The sequence below is a fragment of the Chitinimonas koreensis genome (assembly GCF_014353015.1).
In the GTDB taxonomy this organism is placed as follows: Bacteria; Pseudomonadota; Gammaproteobacteria; order Burkholderiales; family Chitinimonadaceae; genus Chitinimonas; species Chitinimonas koreensis.
This window is the reverse complement of record NZ_CP060704.1, coordinates 4,424,234-4,448,288: the sequence shown is the minus strand read 5'-3', so window position 1 is coordinate 4,448,288 and position 24,055 is coordinate 4,424,234. Positions and strand designations below refer to the sequence as shown.

Genomic DNA, 24,055 nt, shown 5'->3' with positions numbered 1-24,055 from the left:
GCGAGCGCGGGCATGTCGCGTTCCGTTCGGCAAGCGTCTCGGCACGCCGGCCTGCTACGATAAAGGCATATTTTCGGATACCTGCTTGATATGACCTTCTCCCCATTCCGCCTGGCGCAGGCCGCACCTGCGCTCCTCCTCGGCCTTGCCGCCGCCCACGCCGCCGAAGTCGTCTCCTTCTCGCCACAGGGCGCGGTGCGCGAGGTGCGCCAGGCCAAGGCCGCCTTCTCCGACAGCATGGTGCGGTTCGGCGACCCGCGGCTGGCCGATCCGTTCGAAGTCGCCTGCGGCGAGGAGAAGGGCAGCGGCCGCTGGATCGACGACCGCACCTGGGTCTACGACTTCGTGCGCGACCTGCCGGCGGCGACCCAGTGCCGCTTCACGCTCAAGCCGGCGACCAGGACGCTTGCCGGCGCGGCGCTGCCGCCGGCCGGCTTCGCCTTCAGCACCGGCGGGCCCGAGCCGACCGAGGTCTGGCCGGAGAACTGGCAGCCGATCAACGAGAACCAGGTCTTCATCGTCGCCTTCGGCGCGGCGCCGACCGCCCAGAGCCTGGCGGCCAAGGCGCGCTGCGAGGTCGAGGGCGTGCGCGAGCGGCTGCCGGCGGTGGCGCTGGCGGCCGAGGAGCGCGACAAGCTGTTCACCGGCTACTTCGGCAAGGACCGCACGCGCTGGCCGCTCAACGGCCAGGCGCTGCGCTGCCAGCGGCCGCTGCCGGCCGATGCCGCGGTGCAGCTGGTGTTCGACGCCGGCCTCGCCGCGGCCAACGGCGCCAGCCTGCGCGAGCCGATGCGCTACGAATTCCGCGTGCAGTCGCGCTTCACCGCCTGGCTCGGCTGCGAGCGCACGCGCGACAAGGCCGGCTGCGTGCCGATCGCGCCGATCGAGCTGCGCTTCACCAGCGCCGTGCCGGCCGCCAGCGCCGCCGCGGTGACGCTGACCGGGCCGGACGGCAAGCGCTGGACCGGCGAGGCGGTCGGCGACGACGACAACGCCACCGCCGAGGACGCCGCCGGCCGCCCGGTGCGCATGGCCCGCAGCGTGCGCTTCAAGCCGCCGTTCCCCGAGGGCGCCGCGTTCAAGCTCGCGCTGCCGGCCGAGCTGCGCGACGAATTCGGCCGGCCGCTGGCCAATGCGCGCGAATTCCCGCTCGCCTTCAAGACCGACCGCTTCCCGGCGCTGGCCAAGTTCGCCGCCGAGTTCGGCATCGTCGAGAAGGCGGTCGGCACGCTGCCGGTGACGGTGCGCAACGTCGGCGAGGCGGGCAGGCCCGAGCCGCGCGGCGTGCTCGACAGCCTGGTCGAGATCGCCAGCGGCGGCGCGGCCAGCGGCCTGGGCCTGCCCTACCGCCAGATCAACGTGAAGAAGGAAGCTGACATCGTCCGCTGGTACCGCGCGCTGCGGCGCGGCGCCATGGTGGAGGAGGGCCAGGACGGCCGGGCGGCGTCGCTGCTGGCGCGCGAGCCGGCGGCGCAGCGGCTGCGGCTGCCGGCGCCGAGCGATGACCGCGCCGCCGAGGTGATCGGCATTCCGCTGCCTCCGAGCGGATTGACCGTGGTCGAGGTGGAGAGCGCGCGGCTGGGCCAGCGCCTGCTGCAGCCGGTGGCGCCGATGCGGGTGGCGGCCGGCGCGCTGGTGACCAACCTCTCGGTGCATTTCCGCCGCGGCCTCGACGACGCGCTGGTATGGGTGACCACGCTCGACCGCGGCTGGCTGGTGAACGGCGCGATCATCAGCATCCTCGATTGCAAGGGCCGCACGCTGGCCAGCGGCAAGACCGACAAGCAGGGCATCTGGCAGTACGCCAAGCCGCTGCCGGCCGAGCGCTACGACTGCCCGCTCTACGTGTTCGCGCGGCAGGGCGAGGATGTCGGCTTCGTCTCGAGCGAATGGGACCAGGGCATCGAGCCGTGGCGCTTCGGCATCAGCACCGAGCGCGACCGCGACCAGCGCCGCGCCTTCCACGCGGTGCTCGACCGCGGCCTCTACCGCGCCGGCGAGACGGTGTCGATGAAGCTGTTCGCCCGCGAGAAGACCGCGGCCGGCTTCGGCGCGCTGGCGGCCGAGCGGCTGCCCGACCAGCTGCGGCTGACCCACCTGGGCTCGGACGACAGCGTGGTGCTGCCGCTGCGCTGGCAGGGCGGCGCGGCCGAGGCGAGCTGGAAGGTGCCGGCCGAGGCCAAGCTCGGCAGCTACCTCATCGGCCTGGAGCGCAAGAAGGGCAAAGAAACCGCCCGGCTCGGCGACGCCGGCCAGTTCAGCGTGGCCGAGTTCCGGGTGCCGCTGATGCGCGGCACGCTCAAGCTGCCGGTCGACCCGGTGGCGGTCGAGCGTCTCGACGTGGTGGCCCAGGTGCAGTACCTGGCCGGCGGCCCGGCCGCGGGCGAGCCGGTCAAGCTGCGCGCGGCGCTGAGCCGCGCCGGCGGCCGTTCGCTCGACGACTTCGACGGTTTCTACTTCAGCAGCGGCGATGTGGCGCCCGAGGTGCTCGGCGGCGCGGCGGCCGAGGGCGACGGCGAGCAGACGCTGGAAACGCGCAGCGCCACGCTGGACAAGGCCGGCGGCGCCAGCCTGGCCATCGCCGGCTGGCGCAAGCTCGACGGCCCGGCCTGGCTGCGCACCGAGCTCGAATACCGCGATCCGAACGGCGAGGTGCAGACCGCGGCGGCGGCCACCACGCTGTGGCCGGCGGCGCTGCAGCCGGGCCTCAAGCTCGGCAGCGCGCGGCCCGACGGCACGGTACCGATCGAGGCCGCGCTGGCCAGCCTGGCGGGCAAGCCGCTGGCCGGCCGCGCACTGCGCATCGAGGGGTGGCTGCGGCAGAGCTTCAGCCATCGCAAGCGGCTGGTCGGCGGCTTCTACAGCTACGACAACCAGACGCGCTACCAGCCGCTGGGCGAGCTCTGCAAGGGCGCGACCGACGTGCGCGGCCGCTATGCCTGCACGCTGCCGGCCAAGTACAAGGGCGAGATCGTGTTGCGCCTGGCCGCCCGCGACGACGCCGGCCGTACCGCCTACAGCCATGGCGAGGTCTATGTCTACGGCGACGGCGAGGGCTGGTACGGCGGCGGCGACGGCGACCGCATCGACCTCCTGGCCGACAAGAAGCAGTACGAGCCGGGCGAGACCGCGAGCCTGCGCGTCGCCATGCCGTTCCGCGAAGGCACCGCGCTGATCGCGGTCGAGCGCGAGAAGGTGCTCGAATGGCGCACCCAGACGATCACCGCGGCCAACCCGGTGGTCAAGGTGCCGCTCAAGCCCAACTACGGCCCCAATGTCTACGTCTCGGTGATGGTGGTGCGCGGCCGGGTGGCCGATCCGGCCGCCACCGCGCTGGTCGACCTGGCGCGGCCGGCCTACAAGCTCGGCATTGCCAAGCTGCGGGTCGGCAGCCGCGCCTACGCGCTCGACGTCAAGGTGACGGCCGACAAGCCGCTCTACCAGGTGCGCGACAAGGCCAAGGTGACGGTGGCGGTGAAGACCGCCGACGGCAAGCCGCTGCCCAAGGGCGCCGAGGTGGCGCTGGCGGCGGTCGACGAGGGCCTGCTGGCGCTGCGCCGCAACGACAGCTGGCAGCTGCTCGAAGCCATGCTCGGCGAGCGCGGCTACGGCTTCACCACCTCGACTGCGCAGGGCCAGGTGATCGGCCGGCGCCACTTCGGCCGCAAGGCGGTGCCGGTCGGCGGCGGCGGCGGCCGCGGCGGTACGCGCGAGCTGTTCGATACGCTGCTGCTGTGGAAGGCGCGGGTGACGCTCGATGCGCGCGGCGAGGCGCGGGTCGAGGTGCCGCTCAACGATTCGCTGACCAGCTTCCGCATCGTCGCCGTCGCCAGCGCCGGCAGCGACCGCTTCGGCAGCGGCGAGACCAGCATCCGCGCCAGCAAGGACGTGATGCTGTTCAGCGGCCTGGCCCGCACGGTGCGCGAGGGCGACCGCTTCGAGGCCGGCTTCACCGTGCGCAATACCACCCGGCAGCCGCTCAAGGTCAAGGTGGCGGCCCGTGCCGAGGGCCTGCCGGCGCTGCCGCCGCAGACGGTCGAATTGGCGGCCGGCGCGGCGCGCGAGCTGGTCTGGCCGGTAAGCGTGCCGGTCGCGGCGCAGCGACTGGCCTGGCAGGTCGACGCCACCGGCGAGGACGGCAGGCGCTACGACGGCCTGGCGATCGGGCAGAAGGTCGAGCAGGCCGTGCCGGTGCGGGTGCTGCAGGCCACGCTGACCCAACTGGCGCCCGACTACAGCCTGCCGCTGGCGCGGCCGGCCGACGCGCTGCCCGGCCGCGGCGGCATCGAGGTGAGCCTGTCGCCGAGCCTGGCGGCGGCGCTCGACGGGGTCGAGGCCTATTTCCGCGACTACCCCTACAGCTGCCTCGAGCAGCAGACCTCGAAGGCGATCGGCCTGGGCGACGAGGCCGGCTGGCGGGCGATCGTGGGCCGGCTCGACGGCTACCTCGACGGCGACGGCTTCGCCAAGTACTTCCCCTCCAGCTATTCCGGCAGCCCGGTGCTGACCGCCCACCTGCTGACCGTCTCGGCCGAAAGCGGCTGGGCGCTGCCCGAGACGGGGCTGGCGCGCATGAAGACGGCGCTGGCCGGCTATGCCGAAGGCCGGCTGCGGGTGCAGGACTGGCCGAGCGACTCGACCCGCCGCGCCATCTACCGGCTCGACGCGGTGGCGGCGCTGGCGCGCCACGAGGCGGCGCGGCCGGCGATGCTGGACGGCCTGGTGCTCGAACCGAACCGCTGGCCGACCAGCACGGTGCTCGACTGGATCGCGATCCTCGACCGCGTGGCGGAGGTGCCCAAGCGCGCCGAGCGGCTCAAGGAGGCGCGCCAGATACTGGCTGCGCGGCTCGACCTGTCGGGCACCACGCTGAACTTCTCCGGCAGCACCGATTGGGATGCCTGGTGGATGATGGATTCGGTCGATGCCGACGCCGCCCGCGTGCTGCTGGACGGCATGGCGGTCGGCCTGCCCAAGGTCGATCTGGGCCGGATCGCGCGCGGCGTGGTCGGCCGCCAGCGGCACGGCCACTGGGATACCACCACCGCCAACGTCTGGGGCGCGCTGGCGCTGCGCCGCTTCGCCGCCGAGGTCGAGGCCGGCCAGCCGGGCGGCGTCACGGTGGCCAAGCTCGGCAGCGAGCAGCGGTTCGACTGGGCCGGCGCGGCCAAGGGCGGCACGCTGCGCTTCGGCTGGCCCGACTCGGCCGGCGCGCTGACGCTGGCCCACCAGGGCCAGGGCAAGCCGTGGGCCATCGTGCAGGCGCGTGCGGCGGTGCCGCTGAAGGCGCCGCTGGCCTCGGGCTATCGCGTCGACAAGCAGTGGCAGCCGGTCGAGGCGGCCGGCAAGGGCTATGCGCGGGGCGAGGTCTGGCGCGTGCGGCTGACCATCGACGCCCAGGCCGACATGAACTGGGTGGCGGTCAACGATCCGATCCCGGCCGGCGCGCAGTTGCTGGGCCGCGGCTTCGGCACCGATTCGGCGCTGCTGGCGCGCAAGGAGGGCGGCGAGGGCGCCTGGCCGGTGTTCGAGGAGCGTGGCGAGGCGGCCTACAAGGCCTACTACGACTGGCTGCCCAAGGGCCGCCACGTGCTCGAATACACCGTGCGGCTCAATACGCGCGGCGAATTCGCGCTGCCGCCGACCCGGGTCGAAGCACTTTACGCGCCGGAACGCTTTGGCGAGGCCCCCAATCCGATCCTAAAAGTGGACTAAGGTGTCCAGGCGGCCCGGGCGGGCTTTGTGAGTAATGCCGGAATCTGGCTTACAATTCTGAAAAAACATGAACTAAGCGCTGGAACGCGATGACAACACGGATTTTTTTGATCGCTGCGCTGGTGTTGGGGCTCACCGGCTGCGATCGGATCAGCGAGCTGGCCAATCAGGCCAAGCTCAACGGCCGCGCCATCGGTGCGGCCTGCCGACACTCCGGGCGCGCGCTCGAGGACTGTTTCCAGCGCAATCCGCGCGTTTCCAAGGCCGACGTGTTCGCCGGCTGGAAGGAAATGAACGAGTACATGGCCAAGAACAAACTGGAGGTGGTCGCGCCGCCGGCCGACCGGCCGGCCCGCGAGGCGCCGGCCTCGTCGGTCGAGATCGGCGGCGGGACCGAAAACCAGGGCGACGCCGCGACCCCGCCGGCCGCCGAGCCCACTCCCGAGAAAACTTCCTGACCCAGGTGTCGCATGATCGCCACGCTCAAACAGATTCCGCTCTTCCTGGGCCTCTCCGACGAGGAGCTGGACCAGGTCGAGGCCTCGGCCACCGCCAAGACCTACGCCAAGGGCACCACCATCATCAACGAGGGCGATGACGGCAGCTCGATGTTCCTGCTGATGCAGGGTCGGGTGAAGGTCTTCGTCAGCGATTCCAACGGCAAGGAATACGTGCTCGCCGTGCTCGGCCCCGGCGAATATGTCGGCGAACTGGCCCTGCTCGACGACGAGCCGCGCACCGCCTCGGTCGAGACCGAGGAGCAGAGCACCTTCCTGGTGATCCAGAAGGAGGATTTCCTGGCGCTGCTGCACAACTTCCCGCGCATCCAGTTCCAGGTGCTGGTCAACCTGGTGCGGCGCACGCGCCAGCTGACCGAGGCGGTGAAGAACCTGGCGCTGAAGGACGTCTACACCCGCGTGCGCATCCTGTTCGAGGACCTGGCGGTCGAGCACGACGGCATCGTACTGATCGAGGAGCCGATGACCCAGCAGGCGATCGCCGACCGCGTCGGCTCCTCGCGCGAGATGGTGGCGCGGATCATGAAGGAGCTGGTGTTCGGCGGCTACGTGCGGATCGAGAACCGGCGACTGATCATTTTGCAAAAGTTGCCGGAAGCATTCTGATTGCAATTGAGCTGAGCCGATTTTTATGACAAAAAGCCGCCCGTGGGCGGCTTTTTGCATTGGAGCCTGATTAAATGGAGACCGCCGAAGCCGGCGCTGCCTGGCAGACCGCTTCGGAACAGGACGACGCACCGATAACCGACAACCCGGCGGCCGGCCGGAGAATGGAATGATTATGCGACGCAAGATCGCACCCGCAGACGAGGCGCTCGTCGCGGTGGGGGCAGCAGGAGATCTCGATACGCTGAAGAGCGCGGTGCGCGCGGCAGTCGAGGGCTGGGCTTCCATTACTACATCTACGGCGTGCGCTACAACCTCAAGCGCACCCCCAAGGAACTGACCTTCACCAACTATCCGCAGCGCTGGCGCAATCACTACGTCAAGCACGGCTACGAGCACATCGACCCGACCGTGCTGCATTGCGTGAAGCGCGTGGTACCGGCGCTGTGGGACGAGAACCTGTTCACCACGCCGGAGCAGCAGCGTCTGCTGCGCGAGGCGCGCGTGCACGGGCTCAACGTCGGCGCGAGCTTCCCGGTGCATCGCTGGAGCGAGGAGGTCGCGCTGTTCAGCATGTGCTCGCGCGACGAGCCCGAGATGGTGATGCCCAAGCTGCACGCGACGCTGGCGCAGGGGCAGCTGCTGGCACTGCACATCCACGAGGCGGTGTGCCGGCTGATCGCCGAATCGCCCGACGAGCTGCCCGAGGACAGCCCGCTCACGCCGCGCGAGCTCGACTGCCTGCGCACCGTGGCCGAGGGGATGACCGCGCGCGAGGCGGCCGCCAAGCTCGGCGTGGCGGAAAGCACCATCGTCCAGCATCTCAAGCGGGTCGCCGAGAAGCTCGGCACTTCGGGTCGCGAGCAGAGCATTACCCGTGCCATTTCACTGGGTCTGATCAAGGTCTGAAACACTTTGTAACAGGAATAAATAATATATTTTCCGTAATTTGATAGCGGTTTAGTCCTGAAAGCCTGAAAACAGGCGGCTTTTGGGCACATCACCCATCCCCATTTCGGGGAATACAGCGTCGGCGTCAAACGGCTTTCAATCTGAGGCTTCCACCCACCGGGCGGCGCACCTCTGCGCTCGCCATTAATAGGAGCCTCGCCATGCAAATCCTGATCTCCCGCCGTGATGCCGGAATCCTTACCCAGAACCTCGAAACCGAGATGTACAAGCTGCGCTATCGCGTGTTCCGCGAGCGGCTGAACTGGGAGGTTGCGGTGCAGGACGGCCAGGAACGGGACGACTACGACGACTGCAATCCGGTCTACATGCTGGTGCGCAACGATGCGGAGCTGGTGCTGGGCTGCTGGCGCCTGTTGCCGAGTACCGGTCCCTACATGCTCAAGGATACGTTCCCCGAACTGCTGTACGGCCAGGATGCGCCGGTCGGTCCGGACGTCTGGGAGCTGTCGCGCTTCGCCATGACGACCGAGGGCGTCGGCGGCTTCGGCTTCAGCGATACGCCGATACACATGATGCAGGCGGTGACGCGTTTCGCCCGTGCCTGGGGCATCAAGCGCTACGTGACCGTCACCACGGTGGCGATCGAGCGCATGCTGCGCCGGCTGGGACTGAAGATCGAACGCTTCGGCCCGCCGATGCAGGTCGGCATCGAACGCGCGGTGGCCTTCACCATCGAGATGGACGATGCGGCCTTCGAGGTGCTATGCGGCCCGGAGACCGAGGCGCGGCTGGCCGGCAACCGGACGGAGGCCGAAGCGGCGCCGCGCATCCTGATCGCCGCCTAGTCCGTCGCGCTGTTTGCAGGCATAACAACGAGGCTGTCGGCGTGATCCGACCTGGCCCTTGCCGGTGGATGCAGTGGTTTTGCCCATTCGCGACACAGTATCCGCTTTGTCCCGGCGCTGATCGCCCGGCGTCCCGGACCGTCAAGAAAAGAAGATCAATGGAGGCGGAAGCAAACGTGGGGAAGTGAGGGCTTCCTGCGCGGAGTGGCAGAGCCGCATCGACCGGACGGTCGATGCGGATGCCCGTCGAAGTATTTCCCGAACGACACTGTCCGTTTTTCCCCGCCAGGCCAAGCCTGTTTACGAAAGCGCTTTGGGACTGGCTTGCCCACTGTTACGGTATGAGCCGCCAAGCGTCGCCGCGCAGCCGGCGCGACCTTGAATGCGCCGGCCACGGCGCACTATGCTGGCTCGGCAGTCCGCACTGCGCCTTCACCGATATCCAGACGGGGGAATACACGATGCAGCAGCTCAAACGCGCCGCGCTGGTGGCCGCAACGTTCTTGGTCACGGCCTGGCTGTCGCGTGCGCTGGGGCACGCCGCCACCGAGGCGGTGCCGGTCTGGCTCGGCAGCGGCGTCACCTTCGCCGCGCTGCTGGTCGGCGCGCGCTGGAGCTGGCCGGCGACGCTGGCCGGCGCGGCCGTGGCCGCCGCCGCCTGGGGCGCGGTCGCGCATGGCCTGGGGCCGTCGGGCGCGCTGGCCTTCGGCGCGATCGAGGTGGTCAGCATGGCGTTCGGCGGCTGGATCGCCACGCTGGGCCGCCACGATCCGGAGAGCCCGGCCGGCGCGGCGCTGCTGATCGCCGGGGCGCTGGCGGCCGCGGCAGTCGGCGGCCTGCTGGCGGTCGAGCTGTGGCGCTGGCAGCGGCCGGCGGCCGACCTGGCGGTCGAATGGCGTGCCTGGGCCGGCTCCACCGCGGTGGGCATCCTGCTGGTGGCGCCGCTGGCCGCGGCCTTCCGCGGCTTCCGCGTGCGCCGCTCGGGCGGCCTGCCGATGGGGCGCTTCCTCGGCGGCGCGGCCGCCTTCGTCGCCTTCGTGGCGACGGTGCTGGTGGTGTTCGCCGATCAGGCCGCCCAGCGTTTCGGCAGCCTCGAGCCGACGCTGGCCTACCTGCCGATGCCCTTCCTGCTGATCGCAGCCGTGCTGTGGGGCGCGCGCGGCGGCGCGCTGGCGACGCTGGCCGGCTCGCTGCTGATCGTCGGCCGCACCGCCGGCGGCGGCGGCCCGTTCGTGGTGGCCGAGGCCTTCGCCGGCGAGGCGGTGGTCGAGGTGCAGGGCTTCGTCGCGGTCTGGGCGGTGGTCCTGCTGCTGGCGCGGGCCTTGTCCGAAGGCCGGCTGGCCGCGCTCGAACGCGCGCGCGACTGGCGGCTGCGCTACGAGCGCACGCTGCAGGCGGTGGGCGTGGCCAGCGTCGAGTACGACGCGGTGACCGGCCGCGCCACCTGGGGCGAGGGTGCGGCGTGGGTGCTCGGCCCGGCGGTCACGCAGGTCGCCAGCCTGGCCGACTGGCTCGATCGCATCGATGCCGCCGAACGCGGCCTGGTGCAGGCGGCCTGGCAGGCGGTGGCCAGCGGGCAGGCGCCGGCCAGCGAACAGGACTACGCGGTGCGGCTGGCCGACGGCCGCGTGCTGCGCGTGCGCGAGCGGCTGGCCGGCGTGCGCGGCGCCGACGGCGTGGTCGAGCAGGTGGTCGCGCTGCTGCAGCCGGCCGCGGAGAGCAGCCATGGCTGAGCCCGCCGTCTTCCTGATCCACGGCCTGGGCGGCACCCAGTACGACCTCGGCTCGATGCACAAGCGGCTGAAGAACGCCGGCTTCGTCACCCATTCGCTGACCCTGCCGGGCCATGGCACCACGCCCGAGGACCTGGCCGGCGTGCGCGCCGAGGAATGGCTCGAGGCGGTGCGGCTCAAGTACCGCGAAATCGTCGACCAGCACGAGGTGCTGCATCTGATGGGCATGTGCATGGGCGCGCTGCTGGCGGTGGAGACCGCCAAGCGCGAGCGCCATGCCAAGGGCCGGCTGGTGGCGCTGGCGCCGCCGGTCTACATCGACGGCTGGGCCACGCCCTGGTATCGCGGCCTGCGGCCGCTGCTGTACCACGTGCCGGGCCTGCCGGCGCGCATGAAGGTCGAGGAGGAAGATCCCTACGGCATCAAGAACGAACAGCTGCGCGCCATCGTCAAGGCCAAGTTCGAGCGCGGCGAGAACTTCCACTACCGCTGGGTGCCGCTGGCCTGCATCCGCGAGGTCGACCGGCTGCGCGGCTTCGTGATGAAGGGTCTCGAGCGCATCGCCTGCCCGACGCTGGTGGTGCATGCGCGCGAGGACGAGCTGACCAGCCTGCGCTCGGCCCACTACCTGGTCGAGCGCATCGGCGGCGGCAAGCGGGCCGGCCAGGCGCGCATGGTGGTGCTGGAGGACAGTTACCACATGGTCTGCGTCGACAACGACCGCGAGATCGTGGCCAAGAACGTGCTCGAATTCTTCGAGGCCAGCGCGGCCGGCTCGCTCGGCATGGCCGGCGACGATCCGCGCATGGCGCCGGCCGAGATGGTTGCGCTGCTGGCCGGCGCGCAGGCCGACCTCGAGCGCGGCGATTTCGCGGCGCTGTACGAGCGCGGCATCCCCGATTTCGGCTGGTTCCAGCCCGGCGCCAACCGCACCAGCGGCATCCACCGCGGCCGCAAGGGCCTGGCGCGGCTGCAGCGCTGGGCGCGCGAGGGCGAGGCCGCCGCGGTGAGCTTCGCCGCCTTCGGCGCGCCGGTGTTCAATGCCGGCATGGCGGTGCTGCCGGCCACGCTGCGCGCCGGTCCGCTCGCGTCGCAGGGCGTGCTGGCCTTCGCGCTGCGGCAGGGCCGGTTGCTCGAGGCGCGCTGGTTCCCCGACGATCCGGCGCTCGAGGACGACCACTTCGGCGGCGAACCGGTGCCGGACGGCCCGAGCGAGGCCGAGCGCGCCTTCGAGGCGGCCGCCGCGCAGTCGAGGACGCTGCGCAAGGCGCCCGACAACGACACGCTGCTGGCGCTGTACGCGCTCTACAAGCAGGGCAGCATCGGCGACGTGAGCGGCGCGCGGCCCGGCGTGATGGACATGGTCGGCCGTGCCAAGTACGACGCCTGGGCCGGCCGGCGCGGCTTGGCGCGCGAGGCGGCGATGGCCGAGTACGTGGCGCTGGTCGGCAGGCTCAAGGCTGCGGAGGGTGCGGGCCTGCCCGCCTGACGCGGTGCCCCGGCCGGCGCCTGCGGCCTTATTCAGTTTCGGTTCACCGCGACGGGCACAGACTGCGCTCCAAGCCCCGGACGGACGGTCCGGGCCGGTGGTACGGCGGAGGCCGGTTCGATTCGAAGCCGCTCCGGCGATCGCCACCTCGACGACATCGAGAAGGAGCGCATCATGAAACGCATCGCCTTGTTGAGCCTCATCGCCGCCAGCTTCACCGTCGCCCAGGCCGAGAGCTTCACCGATACCGCCCGGGTCCGCAGCGTCGAGCCGCAGTACGAACGCATCAGCACGCCGCGCAAGGAATGCACGCGCGAGGTCGTGACCGAGACGCGCCACATCGAGGAGCGGCGCAGCTACGGCGGCGCCGTGGTCGGCGGCCTGGCCGGCGCGGTGATCGGCAACCAGGTCGGCAAGGGCCATGGCCGCGAAGCCGCCACGGCGCTCGGCGCGGTGGTCGGCGCCATGACCGGCGACCGCATCGATAACCGCGACCGCGGCGGCTACTACGAAGAAGTCCCGCGCGAGATCCAGCGCTGCCGCACGGTGGAGGACTGGGAAAGCCGCGTGACCGGCTACCGCGTGACCTACGACTACCGCGGCCAGCAGTACACCGCGCTGATGCCCGACAACCCGGGCAAGACCCTGCGCGTGCGGGTGTCGGTCGATCCGATCGAGTAAGAACCGCCGACAGCACACCCTCCGGCGTCGCTGTGCGAGCTTGCTGTCCCTATGTATTGCCTGCGCTCGCACGCCTAGCCAGAACCGCTTCGCGGGGTTTGTCGGCGGCTCCGGATGCCGGATCGCGCGAACCCCGCATCGAGTAAAGCCATAGAAGTGACTACAATTCGCCCCGACCCGTCACCATGAGGAATGCGATGAAATCCGCAATCGTCTGGCTCGGCAGCCTGATGCTGCTGGCCGCCACGCCTGCCTGGGCCGACGTCAGCCGCGACGAGGCGGCCACGGTCGCCCAGCGCATGACCGGTGGGCGCGTGCTGTCGGTCGACCGCACCGAGCGCGACGGCCGCACGGTCTGGCGCGTGAAGGTGGTGACGGGGCAGGGCGAGGTCAAGGTGATCTATATCGACGCGGCCAGCGGCCGTCCCGCCTGAGGCAGAGGAAGGAACCATGCGGCTGTTGCTGATCGAAGACGAGGCCGACCTGCGGCGGGGCCTGAAAAAGCAGCTCGAGGAAGACGGTTACCGCGTCGACGAGGCGGCCGACGGCGAGGATGGCCTGTTCCAGGCCAGCGAATACCCGGTCGACCTGGCCATCGTCGATCTCGGCCTGCCCAAGCTGTCGGGCCTGGCGGTGGTGCAGAAGCTGCGCGCCGACGGCCGCGACCTGCCGATCCTGATCCTGACCGCGCGCAGCAGCTGGCAGGACAAGGTCAAGGGCCTCGAGGCCGGCGCCGACGACTACCTGGTCAAGCCGTTCGAATACCCGGAACTCGCCGCCCGCATCAAGGCGCTGCTGCGGCGCGCACTGAAGGCGACCTCGGACGTGCTGGCGATCGGCGCGCTGTCGCTCGATTTCTCGGCCCAGCAGGTGCGGCTCGACGGCCAGCCGGTCGAGCTGACCACCTTCGAATACCGCCTGCTCGAATACCTGGTGCGCGAACGCGCGCGGGTGGTCAGCAAGCAGGAACTCTCCGACTATCTCTACCCGCACGACGAGGACCGCGACAGCAACGTGCTCGAGGTCCTGATCGGCCGCCTGCGCCGCAAGCTCGATCCCGACGGCGCGCTGGCGCCGATCGAGACGCTGCGCGGCCGCGGCTACCGCTTCGTGCTCGAATGAGCCGCGCGGCCGCAGCCCTTCCATGAAGACCGGTTCGATCCGGACACGCCTGATCCTGGGGCGGCCCTGGTGCTGGCCGCGTTCCTGGCCGGCGCCGGCTTCGCCTCGAGCGCGCCTTCGCCAACAGCACGCTGACGGCCCACCACGCCCGGCTGCAGGGCCATGTCTACCTGCTGATGGCGGCCGCCGAACTCGATCCCGAGGGCGGCCTGATCATGCCGCCCTCGCTGCGCGAACCGCGCTTCTCGCTGCCCGGCTCCGGGCTGTACGCCAACGTGGCCAATCCCAACCACCGCGAAGTCTGGCAGTCGACCTCGACGATCGGGCTCGATCCGCCGTTCCCGCGCGGACTGGCGGCCGGCCAGTGGCTGTTCGACGAGCGCGAGGCCGGCGGCCGCAGCTGGCTGGCGGCGGCCTACGGCGTGAAGTGGTCGGACGGGCCGCGCGCCCAGCCGCTGACCTTCGCGGTGGTCGAGGACGACGCCGGCTACCGGCGCGAGCTGCGCCAGTTCCGCACCACGCTGTGGACCTGGCTCGGCGGCGCCGGCGTGGTGCTGCTGGTGGCGCAGACGCTGCTGCTGGGCTGGGGCCTGGCGCCGCTGCGGCGGGTGGCGCGCGAGGTCCGCGCGATCGAGGCCGGCCGCCAGCAGCGCGTCGAGGGCCGCTATCCGACCGAGCTGTCGGCGCTGACCGACAACCTCAACACCCTGATCGAGCAGGAACGCGCGCGCCAGCAGCGCTACAAGGACGCGCTGGGCGACCTGGCCCACAGCCTGAAGACGCCGCTGGCGGTATTGCGCGGCGCGCTGGCGGAACCCGAGACCATGGCGGCCGCGGTCGAGGCCCAGGTGGCGCGCATGGACGGCATCGTGCAGCACCAGCTCGGCCGCGCGGCAGCCAGCGGCGCCGCCCACTTCGCGCCGCCGCTGAAGCTCGAGCCGATTTTGCGGCGCATCGTCGAGTCGCTCGAAAAGGTCTATGCCGAGCGCGACCTGGTATTCGTGGTCGAGTGCCCGGTCGGGCTGAGCTGGCGCATCGACGAGGGCGACGCGTTCGAGGTGATGGGCAATTTGCTCGACAACGCGTCCAAATGGGCGCGCGGCCGGATCCGGGTCCGTGCGCGCATCGAGCAGCGTACGCTGCGGCTGACCGTCGAGGACGACGGTCCCGGCTTCGCCGACGCCGATGCCGCGCTGCAGCGCGGCGTGCGGCTGGACGAACGGGTGCCGGGCCACGGCATCGGCCTCACCGTGGTGGCCGACATCGTGGCGGCCTACGGCGGCGAGATCCGGCTCGACCGCGGCGAATGGCAGGGCGGCCGGGTGAGCCTGCTGCTGCCGATGAACTGACCCCGGCCGCCGGCCGGCGGCCTCGCGCGGCGTCCTGCCGGGCGTCGCGACTTCCTCTTCTCTTCCGCATTTTTCCATTCCAGCCGGACTTCGGACGGCCGTGCCGGTCGTACCGGTAGCCGGCCCGCATCGAGCCGACCGTCCGCTCGACCGCCTCGGCCGTGCTGCTTCGGCGATGGGATTGGTAGAATATATTTATATAATCATCCGATCGTGGTGAAACAGGTGCGTGCGGCGACCTCGGACAGGGCGGCGATGCACCTTTGCGGTGGCTGTTGCCGCGGCGGTGGTCTATGCCGGTGGGTAGATCGCCGCTGCGTGGCTTGAATGCATGGTGGCGCCGCCCCGGTGGCGGCGTGGCGGGAAACGAGGCGAACGGGCGGGACGATCGATGACTCGACCGGCCGCCCCGACTAGGAATGTGCGTGGACCTGTTTGTTGACGATGCCGCACTGGCGGCACTCGAGGCGCGTCAGCGCGAGGCGCAGGGGCCGGAAGCGGCCGCGCTGCTGGTCGAACTGGCGTGGCACTACCGCCAGCGCGACAGCCGCCATGCGCTGGCGCTGGCCGACCAGGCCGCGCTCCGGCTCGGCGACGGCCCGAGGCGCGGGCCGGCCTGGCCCGGCTCGACCTGATGCGCGCCGAGGTGGTGGCGCTGTTCGCCGAATTCGAACGCTCGCAGGCGCTGCTCGAGCAGGCGCGGCAGGCGATGCAGGCGGCAGGCGACCTGGTCGGCATCGGCGACAGCCATCTCACCGCCGGCATGCTGGCCAGCGTGCAGGGCGACAACCGCGGCAACCTGGCCGAGGCCGAGCGCGCGTTCGAATGCTACGGCGCGGCCGGCGTGGCCGAGCGCGCCCTGCTGGCGCGCGCCTGGGCCGCGGTAGCCAGCACCTTCGGCGACCAGGACAGCACCGCGCGCCGCATCGCCGAGCTCGAAGCCGGCCTCGGCGCGGCGGGCAGCAACGCTGCCGCGCGCCGTGCGGCCGGCCTGCTGCTCGGCATCGCCCGTTCCTACCGGCTGTTCAACGCGGCCCGCTACACCGAGGCGGTGATCGACTTCTCCGAGCTGCTCGAGCCGGCCATGCGGCTGGGCATGGTGCATTTCTGCCTGCGAATCGGCAATTCGCTCGGCGCCTCGCTGGCCAATCTCGACGACAAGGAAGGCGCGCTCGACTGGGTCGAGCGCAACCTCAAGCTGGCCCGCACCACGCGCTGGCCGCTGGCGATGGGCGACACGCTGGCGCTGCTGGGCGGCGTGCTGCGCGAGGCGGGCGAGCTCGAGCGCAGCCTGGCGATGCTGACCGAGGCGGCGCAATGGCTGCAGGTGGCGCCGCTGTCGCGCGGCAACGCGCTGGTGCAGTGCTATCTCGGCCATGCCGAACTGGCGGCGCAGCGGCCCGAGCAGGCGCTGCTGCATGCGCGCAATGCCGAGCGGATCGCCGGCGAGCTCGGCATCCTGCCGGTGAAGGTCGACGCCATGGTGGTGGCCGCGCGGGCCGAATCGCGGCTCGGCCGCGGCGAAGTGGCGCGCGCCTCGGCCGAACGGGCGCTGGCCGATGCCGAGCGGCAGTCCAACCCGGTCTGGCTGGCGGCCGCGCTGCAGGGCCTGGCCGAGATCGAATCGGCCTGGCCGCGCGAGGGCTCGTCCGAGCGGGCGCTGGGCCTGCTCGAGCGCGCGCTGGCGGTGAACGGCGGCAGCGAGGACGTCGACATCCTCGAGGCGCTGTCGCGCTTCTACGAGGCGGCCGGCGATCCGGCCCGCGCGGTGCAGGCCGAGCGCCAGGCGCGTGCGCGGATGGCCGGGGCCCAGACCAAGCGCGTGGCCAACCGCCTGTCGCTGCTCGAAATGCGCCACCAGGCCGAGCAGCAGCGCGCGCTGATCGAATACCAGCGCGGCCTGGCCGAGGCCGAGGCGGCGCGGGCGCGCGAGCTCGAGGCCTCGTTCCAGATCCTCGAGAACCTCGGTCGCATCGGCCGCGAGATCACTGCCAACCTCGACCTGGACAACGTGCTCAACGCGCTGGCGACCCTGCTTGGCGAGCTGCTGCCGGTCAGCTACGTCGGCATCTCGGTGGTCGAGCCCGGCGGCCGCGAGATGATGCGCCGCAGCGTGGAGGACGGCCGGCCGCTGCCGCCGGCCCGCATCGACATCGACGACCCGGTGCTGCTGGCGGCCCGCTGCGCGCGCGAGCGGCAGGAGATCCTGGTCGAGCACGACGTCGGCGGCGAGCTCGGCCCCTCGCACATCCCGGTACGCGCGGCATGCACGCATCCTGGTTCGGGCCGCTGAGCGTCGGCGAGACGCTGTTCGGCGTGCTGACCATCCAGTCCGAGGACGAACGCGCCTACGGCCCGCGCGAGCGGCTGATCTTCCGCACCCTGAGCGCCTACGTCGCGGTGGCGGTAGCCAATGCGCGCACCCACAGCCAGCTGGTCGAGACCGAGGCCGAGATGCGCCGGCTGGCGGTGACCGATGCGCTGACCGGCATCCCGAACCGGCGCCAGTTCCTGGCCATGCTGGCGCACGAGGTCGAGCGCAGCCGCCGCCACGGCCGGCCGCTGGCGGTGGTGCTGGTCGATATCGACTACTTCAAGTCGATCAACGACCAGCATGGCCACCCGGCCGGCGACAGCGTGCTGGTGCGAGTGGCCGGCATCCTCGACCATCACCGCCGCGCGGTCGACACGGTCGGCCGGCTCGGCGGCGAGGAGTTCGCCATCCTGCTGCCGGAGACCGATGCCCAGGCCGCCCGCGCGGTGGCTGAGCGGCTGCGCGTGCTGGTCGAGGCCGACTGGACCTGCTGGGAAGGCAAGTCGATCGCGGTGACCGCCAGCTTCGGCTGCGCCAGCCTCGATGCCGGCGAGCTGGCGCCGATCGCCGGCTGCGAGGACAACGACCCGGCCGCGCTGGTGCTCAAGCGCGCCGACCAGGCGCTGTACCGGGCCAAGCACAGCGGCCGCAACCGGACCGAGGTATTCGAAGCGGATTGAGCCGGCGACGCGGATCCCGCGGCGGGCAGGTAGACGCGTTGCCCCGACGGTCGTGCGACGCCCTGGCGAGCGTTAGCGAGGCGCCCTCGCGGCGGCGAGGGCGGGGGGAGCCGGGTTCGATCCGGCAGCGGCCCGCCGATTCAATGAGCACGAAACACAAAGCGCCCGGCTCCGCCGGGCGCTTGCACATCAGCTCGACATTCTCACGGCAGGCAGAACATCAAGGCCGCTTCAGCGTGCTGCAGGCCGGCACGACCGGCTCGTTGCTGCCGGTATCGACGAAGCCGTCGCTGACCCAGGTATTGGTGGTCAGCCGGTTCCACAGCCGCGTGCGGCCCCAGTTGCCGTTCACCTCGTCGCCGTAGGCGTGGCAGACGATCTGGATGCGGTCGCCGTTGCGGGCGGTGGCCACCACGGCGGCCGACAGGCTCGGATTGGCACGCAGGTTGACCAGCTGGTTGGCGCTGGGCGCCTTCACCGTCACGGTGCGCGGCTGCGGCTCGGGCGTCGGGCCCTGGTCGGCGCCGTAGTTGACCAGCGAGCCGCCGGTGTTCACCCGCCGGCCGTTGCGCAACGCGTAGCCGGCATAGGGCTGGGCGCCCTCGAAGAACTGCCAGCCGCCCACGGTCTTGCCGTTCACCGCGATCGCCTGGCCGTTCTGGCTCAGCGAGAAATGCACGTGCGGGCCGGTGGTCGAGCCGCCGCAGGGCAGGCCGTTGCCGATCTGGCCGAGGTAGGCGCCCTTGCGCACCAGCGTGCCGTCGGCCAGCGTCGGCAGGTTCACCATGTGGTAGTAGCGCGTGGTGTAGCCGTTGTCGTGCACCAGCTGGACGATGGCGCTGCCGTTGCGGATGCAGCTCTTGTAGATGCGGCCGTCGCGCGGCGCCAGCACGCGGCCGTCGCCGCCGCTGAAGTCGATCGAATCGAACGGCCGGCTGTCGCCGCTGTTGCCGTGAGGGCCGCCGCCCATGTACCAGGCGACGCCCTCGGGCCAGGGCAGCCCGAGGCCGGTCTCGCCGGCCAAGAGCTGCGGCGCCGCGTTCGGCCGCGCGGTCGCCGACTTGCGCTGGCTGCGGAAGGCGGACTTCTCGGCCTCGGCCAGCAGGCTGGTCGGCGCCTGCTCCAGCATGCTGAAGAAGGTTTCGCTGCCTTCGAGGCCGACGGTCCAGCGCTGGCCGTCGCGCCGTGCCAGGAACAGCTTCGAACGCGGCGTCTCGTCGCGGCTGCCGTCGATCTGCTCGGTGACCGAGCCCATTACCCAGCGGCCGGACGGGTCGCTCTTGCCCAGGTCGACCCAGGTCTCGGGCGGCAGCGCGGCGGACGCGCGCAGGGCGGCCGTCTGCTGGAGCAGGGCGGCGCTGGCGGCCTGGCGCAGTGCGGCGTCGGGCTGGCCGGCGGCGAGGCCGGCGGGTGCGTACAGCAGGCCGGCCAGGGCGATTGCCAGCGCGGCAGTGCGGCGGTGCGAAAATTGACAGGTGGACGAACGGGCTTGGGTCGAGGCAGCCATGATTTCTCCGGGGGTAGTTGTTGATTTAGTCTTCTGCCGCATGGGCTTAGCTGCGGCGCACCGGTTTGGTGCATTTGCCGGTGCCAAGCCCAAGCTAGCGCGCATCTACCGAATTATCAATATGTCATAAATAACAGGTTGTCTTGTTATTCCATAAGCATTAAGTGAGATGCCAGTCTGCATGCGGGCTGGCGGCCGATGAGCGAGCGCTTGGATGGTCTCCGTGCATCAAATATATTGATGAGGAAGCCCGCCGGATCGGCGGAACGGGGAGAGGACGAGATGCGGGAAACCGTGCTGTACCAGATCGATGCGGTACTGATTTGCGGGGTGCTGGCGCTGGCGATGGTGGCCACCGCCTGGTTCGGTGCGCGGCTGGGCGGCCGCCATGCGCGCCTGCGCGCCGACCAGGGCAAGGGGGGGTTGGCTTCGATCGAGAATGCGCTGATGGGGTTGTTCGGCCTCTTGCTGGCCTTCACCTTCTCGGGCGCCGCCGCGCGCATCGAGACGCGCAGCAATCTGATGAACGAGGCGGCCAACGCGATCCACGGCGCGATCCTGCGCGCCGACCTCTATCCGCCGGCCGAGCGCGTCGCCTTCCGCGCCTTGCTGCGCCAGTACCTCGACAGCCGCATCGCCTTCTACGAGGCCGGCTACGACCGGGCCGCGCTCGACGGCGCGACCGAACGCGGCCGCGCCGTCGAGCGCGAGCTGTGGCAACGCGCTACCGAGCTTTCGCGCGAGCCGGCCAACAGTCTGGCCAGCGGCCAGATGCTGCCGGCGCTCGACCGCATGTTCAACCTGGGCGCCAGCCGCGAGCTGGCCGCCAAGCTGCACATGCCCGACGTGATCGTGCTGGTGCTGTTCGTGGTCGCGCTGGCCGCGGCGCTGACCAGCGGCTACGCGGCAGGGCACAGCGGCAGCTTCAGCCTGGCCGGCCACGCCGGCTTCGCCGTGCTGGCGGCGCTGGTGATCTACGTCACGCTCGACCTCGACCGGCCCGGCCGCGGCTTCATCCACCTCGACATCGAGGAGCAGTCCTTCCTGCGGCTACGCGCCGACCTGGCGGAGATCGGCCAGCCGGGCTGACGCCGCCGGTTCAGCCGGCCGGGCCGGCCAGCAGCGTGCGCTGGCCGGCCGCCACGATGCGCGCCGACAGGTATTCCATGCGCGGCGACTGCACTTTCCAGGTATGCCAGTACAGCATCACGTCGGTCGGCAGATCGGGCGCCAGGTCGATCAGCAGGCCCTGCGCAATGGCCTCGCCCAGTTGCAGCTCGGGCACCATGCCGTAGCCCAGGCCGCGGGCGATCGCTTCGAGCCGCGGGCCGGGCACCGGTACGTAGTGGCAGGGGTAGTTGCCCGGCTGCAGTGCGAAATGCTGGGCCAGGAAGCGCGACTGCAACATGTCCTTGCGATTGAAGGCCACCACCGGCGCGCGCCGCGCCGCCTCGCGCTGCAGGCCGGCCGGGAAGCGCTCGGCGGCGAAGTCCGGCGCCGCCACCAGCCGGTAGCGCATGGCGCCGAGCGGCTCGGCGCTGCAGCCGCGCATCGGCTTGGGCTCGGTGCTCACGCAGCCGACCGCGCGGCCGCTCTCGAGCAGCGCGTAGGTGTGGTCCTGGTCGTCCACGCTGAGCTCCAGCAGCACCCGCTCGCCGGCCAGCTCGTCCGCCAGCGCCGGGAAGAACCAGGTGGCCAGCGTATCGGCGTTGACCGCCATCACCACGTTCAGCGGCGCGTCGCCTTCGCCGGCCAGCTCGGCCACCAGATCCTCTTCCAGCAGCCGCGCCCGCCGCAGGTATTGCAGCAGGCGCTGGCCCAGCCGCGTCGCATGGCAGGGGCGGGTGCGCACCACCAGCGGGTTGCCGAGCTGGCTTTCGAGCGCGCGCACGCGCTGCGACACCGCGGAAGGCGTGACGTGGAGCCGGCCGGCGGCCTGCTCGAAGCTGCCGGTATCGATCACGGCGAGAAACGCGTCGGTATGCTTGCGATCCAGGTTCATGGCTTACTCCATGGCCGTTATGAAGCTGATGTAAGCATTAATTATGAATACTTAGCCTGATTCATGAACAGCGGGCCGGGCTCGACAATGTGCGCAGCCCGGCCCGGCGCTCCACGCCTACGGCCGGGCTATCCGATCGAGACGAGGAGCACAGCCCATGCGCCTGAACAGACCCACTCCGCAGCCCGCCCCGCCGCCGCCTGCCCGCCGTCGCCTGCTGCGCCGCATCGTGCTCGCCGCCCTGTGCTTGATGCTGCTGGCCGGCATCGGCGTGGCTGCCGCCGCCGCCTGGCTGCTGCGCGATCTGCCGCCGCTGCCGTCGGTGGACGGCCTGGCGCTGCAGCGGCCGGCCCAGCCCTTGCGCATCTACTCGAGCGACGGCGAACTGCTGGCCGAATACGGCGAGGAGCGGCGCGAGCTGACCCCGCTGGCGGAGATGCCGGCCCAACTGCGCCAGGCGGTGCTGGCGATCGAGGACGCGCGCTTCTACGAGCACGACGGCGTCGACTGGCAGGGCCTGGCCCGCGCCGCCTGGGCCAACCTGCTGCACGGCCGCCACGGCCAGGGCGCCAGCACCATCACCATGCAACTGGCGCGCAACCTCTACCTGGGCCGGGAGAAGACCTACCGGCGCAAGCTGCAGGAAATCCGCCTGGCCTGGCGGCTCGAGCAGACCTACAGCAAGGACCGCCTGCTCGAGCGCTACATGAACCAGATCTACCTCGGCGAGCGCGCCTACGGTTTCGCCGCGGCGGCCAACATCTACTTCGGCAAGCCGGTCGCGCAGCTGAGCCTGGCCGAGTCGGCGATGCTGGCCGGCCTGCCCAAGGCGCCGTCGGCCTACAACCCGGTCAGCGATCCGCTGCGCGCGCGCCAGCGCCAGCAGTACATCCTGCGGCGCATGCTGGAGCTCGGCTGGATCGACGGCCGCGACTACCGCAGCGCGGTCGACGAGCGCCTGGCGCTGGCCCGCGCGGTGCCGGCGTGACGCGCGAAGCGGCCTACGCGGTGGAGCAGGTGCGGCAGGAGGTGGTGGCGCGCTACGGCGAGCAGGCGGCCTATGCCAGCGGGCTCGACGTGTTCACCACCTTGCGCATGCCCGAGCAGCGTGCGGCCGACGCGGCCCTGCGCACCGCGCTGCTGGCGCACGAACAGGGCGGAGGGCGCCTCGGCGAGGGCCATGTCGACTGGCCGGCCGGCGGCGCCACGCCGGCGCAGGCGGCCGCCGCGCTGGCGGCCTGGCCCGACAGCGGCGAGCTGCGCGCCGCCTGGGTCGCGCCCGGTGGCGAGGCGCTGCTGCGCGACGGCCGCCGCGTCGCCCTGGGGCACGGGCCGCCGCACTGGAAGCCGGCAGCGTGATCCATGTCCGGCAAGGCATCGACGGCCGCTGGACGGCGCTGCGGCTGCCCGGCGCCGAGGGCGCGCTGGTCTCGCTCGATGCCGCCAGCGGCGAGGTGATCGCGCTGGTCGGCGGCTTCGATTTCGGCCGCAACCAGTACGACCACGCCAGCCAGGCCTATCGCCAGCCCGGCTCGAGCTTCAAGCCCTTCGTCTACTCGGCCGCGCTGGAGAAGGGCTACTTCCCCGACACCCTGGTCGACGACACGCGCCGCCTGCTGAGCCCGGCCGAGACCGGCGCACGCGCCTGGCAGCCGCGCAACTACGGCGATCGCTACGACGGCTTCATCCCGGTGCGGCGCGGCCTGGCGCGCTCGAAGAACCTGGTGGCGGTCAGCCTGCTGCAGGCCAGCGGTGCCGACTACGTGCAGGATTTCGCCGGCCGCTTCGGCTTCGAGCCGGCGCGCAACCCGGCCAGCCTGCCGCTGGCGCTCGGTGCCGGCGCCGCCACGCCGCTGCAGATGGCGGAAGCCTATGCGGTGTTCGCCAACGGCGGCTGCCGGGTGGCTTCGCGCCTGATCCGCGAGGTGCGCGACCGCAGCGGCCACGTCTACTACCGGGCAAGGTCGAAGCCGGCCGCCACGCGGGTGGTATCGGCCCGCAACGCCTACCTGATGGACAGCATGCTGCGCGAGGCGGTGCGCGACGGCACCGGCCGTGCCGCCCGCGTGCTCGGCCGCGACGACCTGGCCGGCAAGACCGGCACCTCGAACCAGTCGCGCGACGCCTGGTTCGCCGGCTATGCCGGCGGCGTGGTCTCGGTGGTCTGGCTCGGCTACGACCGGCCGCGCAGCCTCGGCGCGCGCGCCACCGGCGCCGGCCTGGCGCTGCCGGTGTGGACCGACTACATGAAGGTGGCGCTGCGCGGCCGCCCGATCGAGCCGGCGGTGCTGCCGGACGGGCTGGTACCGTTCGACGGCGACTATGTTTACGCTGAATACCTCGACGGCCGCTGCCTCGACGGGCTGCCGCCCTACATCCGCAGCGAGTTCGATTGCGCGCGGCCGATGCAGCAGGCCGGCGCGGCGACCGGCGCCACGGTGGCCGAAACCGCGCCAGCCGGCGGTCCGCCGGCCTCGATCGTGCCTGCCCAGGCCGCGGCCAGTGCCGATCCCGTGGCCGACGAGGCCGCGGCCGAGCGCGCGGCCATCCTGGAACTGTTTTCCGAACGAGAGGATTGAATC

Annotated in this window: 20 protein-coding genes; 18 read left to right on the top strand and 2 right to left on the bottom strand. The window is 71.3% G+C overall.

Features of this window, described 5'->3' with window-relative positions:
- The first annotated feature begins 90 nt into the window (after positions 1-90).
- The 14 genes from H9L41_RS18665 to H9L41_RS18600 all read left to right on the top strand — a co-directional run bounded on the left by H9L41_RS18665 (position 91) and on the right by H9L41_RS18600 (position 17,964).
- Positions 91-5,715 carry an alpha-2-macroglobulin family protein gene (locus tag H9L41_RS18665; protein WP_034606144.1) on the top strand — a complete coding sequence of 1,875 codons (5,625 nt, stop codon included), beginning with the start codon at positions 91-93 and terminating at the stop codon, positions 5,713-5,715.
- A 107-nt stretch (positions 5,716-5,822) separates the two neighbouring features.
- On the top strand, positions 5,823-6,173 hold the full coding sequence (locus H9L41_RS18660; protein WP_157461876.1) for a hypothetical protein: 351 nt from the start codon (positions 5,823-5,825) through the stop codon (positions 6,171-6,173).
- A 12-nt stretch (positions 6,174-6,185) separates the two neighbouring features.
- Positions 6,186-6,839 carry a Crp/Fnr family transcriptional regulator gene (locus tag H9L41_RS18655; RefSeq protein WP_034606148.1) on the top strand — a complete coding sequence of 218 codons (654 nt, stop codon included), beginning with the start codon at positions 6,186-6,188 and terminating at the stop codon, positions 6,837-6,839.
- A gap of 303 nt (positions 6,840-7,142) precedes the next feature.
- Positions 7,143-7,748, top strand: a complete 606-nt coding sequence (locus H9L41_RS18650) for a helix-turn-helix transcriptional regulator (RefSeq protein ID WP_187523536.1) — start codon at positions 7,143-7,145, stop codon at positions 7,746-7,748.
- Positions 7,749-7,951: 203 nt separating this feature from the next.
- Positions 7,952-8,596: an acyl-homoserine-lactone synthase gene (locus H9L41_RS18645; protein ID WP_084299896.1), complete on the top strand. Its 645-nt coding sequence runs from the start codon at positions 7,952-7,954 to the stop codon at positions 8,594-8,596.
- Positions 8,597-9,057: 461 nt separating this feature from the next.
- Complete coding sequence (locus H9L41_RS18640) at positions 9,058-10,329, top strand: MASE1 domain-containing protein (protein ID WP_169730145.1); 1,272 nt, start codon at positions 9,058-9,060, stop codon at positions 10,327-10,329.
- Positions 10,322-11,818 (top strand): acyl-CoA-binding protein, encoded by a 1,497-nt coding sequence (locus H9L41_RS18635; RefSeq protein WP_034606152.1) that lies wholly within the window; start codon positions 10,322-10,324, stop codon positions 11,816-11,818. Before H9L41_RS18640 ends, H9L41_RS18635 begins: the two co-directional genes overlap by 8 nt.
- Positions 11,819-11,992: 174 nt before the next feature.
- The gene (locus H9L41_RS18630; protein WP_028445137.1) at positions 11,993-12,499 is read left to right on the top strand and encodes a glycine zipper 2TM domain-containing protein; all 507 of its coding nucleotides are present in this window, start codon (positions 11,993-11,995) and stop codon (positions 12,497-12,499) included.
- 197 nt (positions 12,500-12,696) lie between these two features.
- Positions 12,697-12,933, top strand: a complete 237-nt coding sequence (locus H9L41_RS18625; protein ID WP_028445138.1) for a PepSY domain-containing protein — start codon at positions 12,697-12,699, stop codon at positions 12,931-12,933.
- 16 nt (positions 12,934-12,949) lie between these two features.
- Positions 12,950-13,621, top strand: coding sequence for a response regulator transcription factor (locus H9L41_RS18620; RefSeq protein WP_028445139.1), 672 nt, complete (start codon positions 12,950-12,952; stop codon positions 13,619-13,621).
- Positions 13,622-13,797: 176 nt separating this feature from the next.
- The gene (locus H9L41_RS18615; RefSeq protein ID WP_265583838.1) at positions 13,798-14,970 is read left to right on the top strand and encodes an ATP-binding protein; all 1,173 of its coding nucleotides are present in this window, start codon (positions 13,798-13,800) and stop codon (positions 14,968-14,970) included.
- Positions 14,971-15,395: 425 nt separating this feature from the next.
- On the top strand, positions 15,396-15,605 hold the full coding sequence (locus H9L41_RS18610; protein WP_187523535.1) for a hypothetical protein: 210 nt from the start codon (positions 15,396-15,398) through the stop codon (positions 15,603-15,605).
- Complete coding sequence (locus H9L41_RS18605) at positions 15,605-17,263, top strand: tetratricopeptide repeat protein (RefSeq protein WP_187523534.1); 1,659 nt, start codon at positions 15,605-15,607, stop codon at positions 17,261-17,263. Before H9L41_RS18610 ends, H9L41_RS18605 begins: the two co-directional genes overlap by 1 nt.
- On the top strand, positions 17,236-17,964 hold the full coding sequence (locus H9L41_RS18600; protein ID WP_187523533.1) for a GGDEF domain-containing protein: 729 nt from the start codon (positions 17,236-17,238) through the stop codon (positions 17,962-17,964). Before H9L41_RS18605 ends, H9L41_RS18600 begins: the two co-directional genes overlap by 28 nt.
- A gap of 220 nt (positions 17,965-18,184) precedes the next feature.
- On the opposite strand, the gene H9L41_RS18595 is transcribed toward H9L41_RS18600, so the two are convergent.
- Positions 18,185-19,471 (bottom strand): M23 family metallopeptidase, encoded by a 1,287-nt coding sequence (locus H9L41_RS18595; protein ID WP_051318779.1) that lies wholly within the window; start codon positions 19,469-19,471, stop codon positions 18,185-18,187.
- Positions 19,472-19,753: 282 nt separating this feature from the next.
- Between H9L41_RS18595 and H9L41_RS18590 the strand changes: the two genes are divergently transcribed.
- The gene (locus tag H9L41_RS18590; RefSeq protein ID WP_028445143.1) at positions 19,754-20,560 is read left to right on the top strand and encodes a bestrophin-like domain; all 807 of its coding nucleotides are present in this window, start codon (positions 19,754-19,756) and stop codon (positions 20,558-20,560) included.
- A gap of 10 nt (positions 20,561-20,570) precedes the next feature.
- On the opposite strand, the gene H9L41_RS18585 is transcribed toward H9L41_RS18590, so the two are convergent.
- On the bottom strand, positions 20,571-21,473 hold the full coding sequence (locus tag H9L41_RS18585) for an HTH-type transcriptional regulator ArgP (RefSeq protein ID WP_028445144.1): 903 nt from the start codon (positions 21,471-21,473) through the stop codon (positions 20,571-20,573).
- A gap of 157 nt (positions 21,474-21,630) precedes the next feature.
- Between H9L41_RS18585 and H9L41_RS25130 the strand changes: the two genes are divergently transcribed.
- The 3 genes from H9L41_RS25130 to H9L41_RS18580 are packed head-to-tail and all read left to right on the top strand — an operon-like array spanning position 21,631 to position 24,052.
- Positions 21,631-22,461: a transglycosylase domain-containing protein gene (locus H9L41_RS25130; protein WP_265583837.1), complete on the top strand. Its 831-nt coding sequence runs from the start codon at positions 21,631-21,633 to the stop codon at positions 22,459-22,461.
- Positions 22,458-22,832, top strand: coding sequence for a hypothetical protein (locus H9L41_RS25125; RefSeq protein WP_265583836.1), 375 nt, complete (start codon positions 22,458-22,460; stop codon positions 22,830-22,832). Before H9L41_RS25130 ends, H9L41_RS25125 begins: the two co-directional genes overlap by 4 nt.
- Positions 22,829-24,052 carry a penicillin-binding transpeptidase domain-containing protein gene (locus H9L41_RS18580; protein WP_308419533.1) on the top strand — a complete coding sequence of 408 codons (1,224 nt, stop codon included), beginning with the start codon at positions 22,829-22,831 and terminating at the stop codon, positions 24,050-24,052. The genes H9L41_RS25125 and H9L41_RS18580 overlap by 4 nt, the downstream gene beginning before the upstream one ends.
- The last annotated feature ends 3 nt before the right edge of the window (positions 24,053-24,055 follow it).

Excerpts from the sequence above, each read along its gene's own strand:
- H9L41_RS25130 (WP_265583837.1), top strand. The coding sequence starts at position 21,631 with ATGCGCCTGAACAGACCCACTCCGCAGCCCGCCCCGCCGCCGCCTGCC.
- H9L41_RS18605 (WP_187523534.1), top strand. The coding sequence starts at position 15,605 with ATGCGCGCCGAGGTGGTGGCGCTGTTCGCCGAATTCGAACGCTCGCAG.
- H9L41_RS18640 (WP_169730145.1), top strand. The coding sequence starts at position 9,058 with ATGCAGCAGCTCAAACGCGCCGCGCTGGTGGCCGCAACGTTCTTGGTC.
- H9L41_RS18620 (WP_028445139.1), top strand. The coding sequence starts at position 12,950 with ATGCGGCTGTTGCTGATCGAAGACGAGGCCGACCTGCGGCGGGGCCTG.
- H9L41_RS18645 (WP_084299896.1), top strand. The coding sequence starts at position 7,952 with ATGCAAATCCTGATCTCCCGCCGTGATGCCGGAATCCTTACCCAGAAC.
- H9L41_RS18655 (WP_034606148.1), top strand. The coding sequence starts at position 6,186 with ATGATCGCCACGCTCAAACAGATTCCGCTCTTCCTGGGCCTCTCCGAC.
- H9L41_RS18595 (WP_051318779.1), bottom strand. The coding sequence starts at position 19,471 with ATGGCTGCCTCGACCCAAGCCCGTTCGTCCACCTGTCAATTTTCGCAC.
- H9L41_RS18600 (WP_187523533.1), top strand. The coding sequence starts at position 17,236 with ATGCACGCATCCTGGTTCGGGCCGCTGAGCGTCGGCGAGACGCTGTTC.
- H9L41_RS18635 (WP_034606152.1), top strand. The coding sequence starts at position 10,322 with ATGGCTGAGCCCGCCGTCTTCCTGATCCACGGCCTGGGCGGCACCCAG.
- H9L41_RS18630 (WP_028445137.1), top strand. The coding sequence starts at position 11,993 with ATGAAACGCATCGCCTTGTTGAGCCTCATCGCCGCCAGCTTCACCGTC.
- H9L41_RS18665 (WP_034606144.1), top strand. The coding sequence starts at position 91 with ATGACCTTCTCCCCATTCCGCCTGGCGCAGGCCGCACCTGCGCTCCTC.
- H9L41_RS18615 (WP_265583838.1), top strand. The coding sequence starts at position 13,798 with ATGGCGGCCGCCGAACTCGATCCCGAGGGCGGCCTGATCATGCCGCCC.
- H9L41_RS18625 (WP_028445138.1), top strand. The coding sequence starts at position 12,697 with ATGAAATCCGCAATCGTCTGGCTCGGCAGCCTGATGCTGCTGGCCGCC.
- H9L41_RS18590 (WP_028445143.1), top strand. The coding sequence starts at position 19,754 with ATGCGGGAAACCGTGCTGTACCAGATCGATGCGGTACTGATTTGCGGG.
- H9L41_RS18585 (WP_028445144.1), bottom strand. The coding sequence starts at position 21,473 with ATGAACCTGGATCGCAAGCATACCGACGCGTTTCTCGCCGTGATCGAT.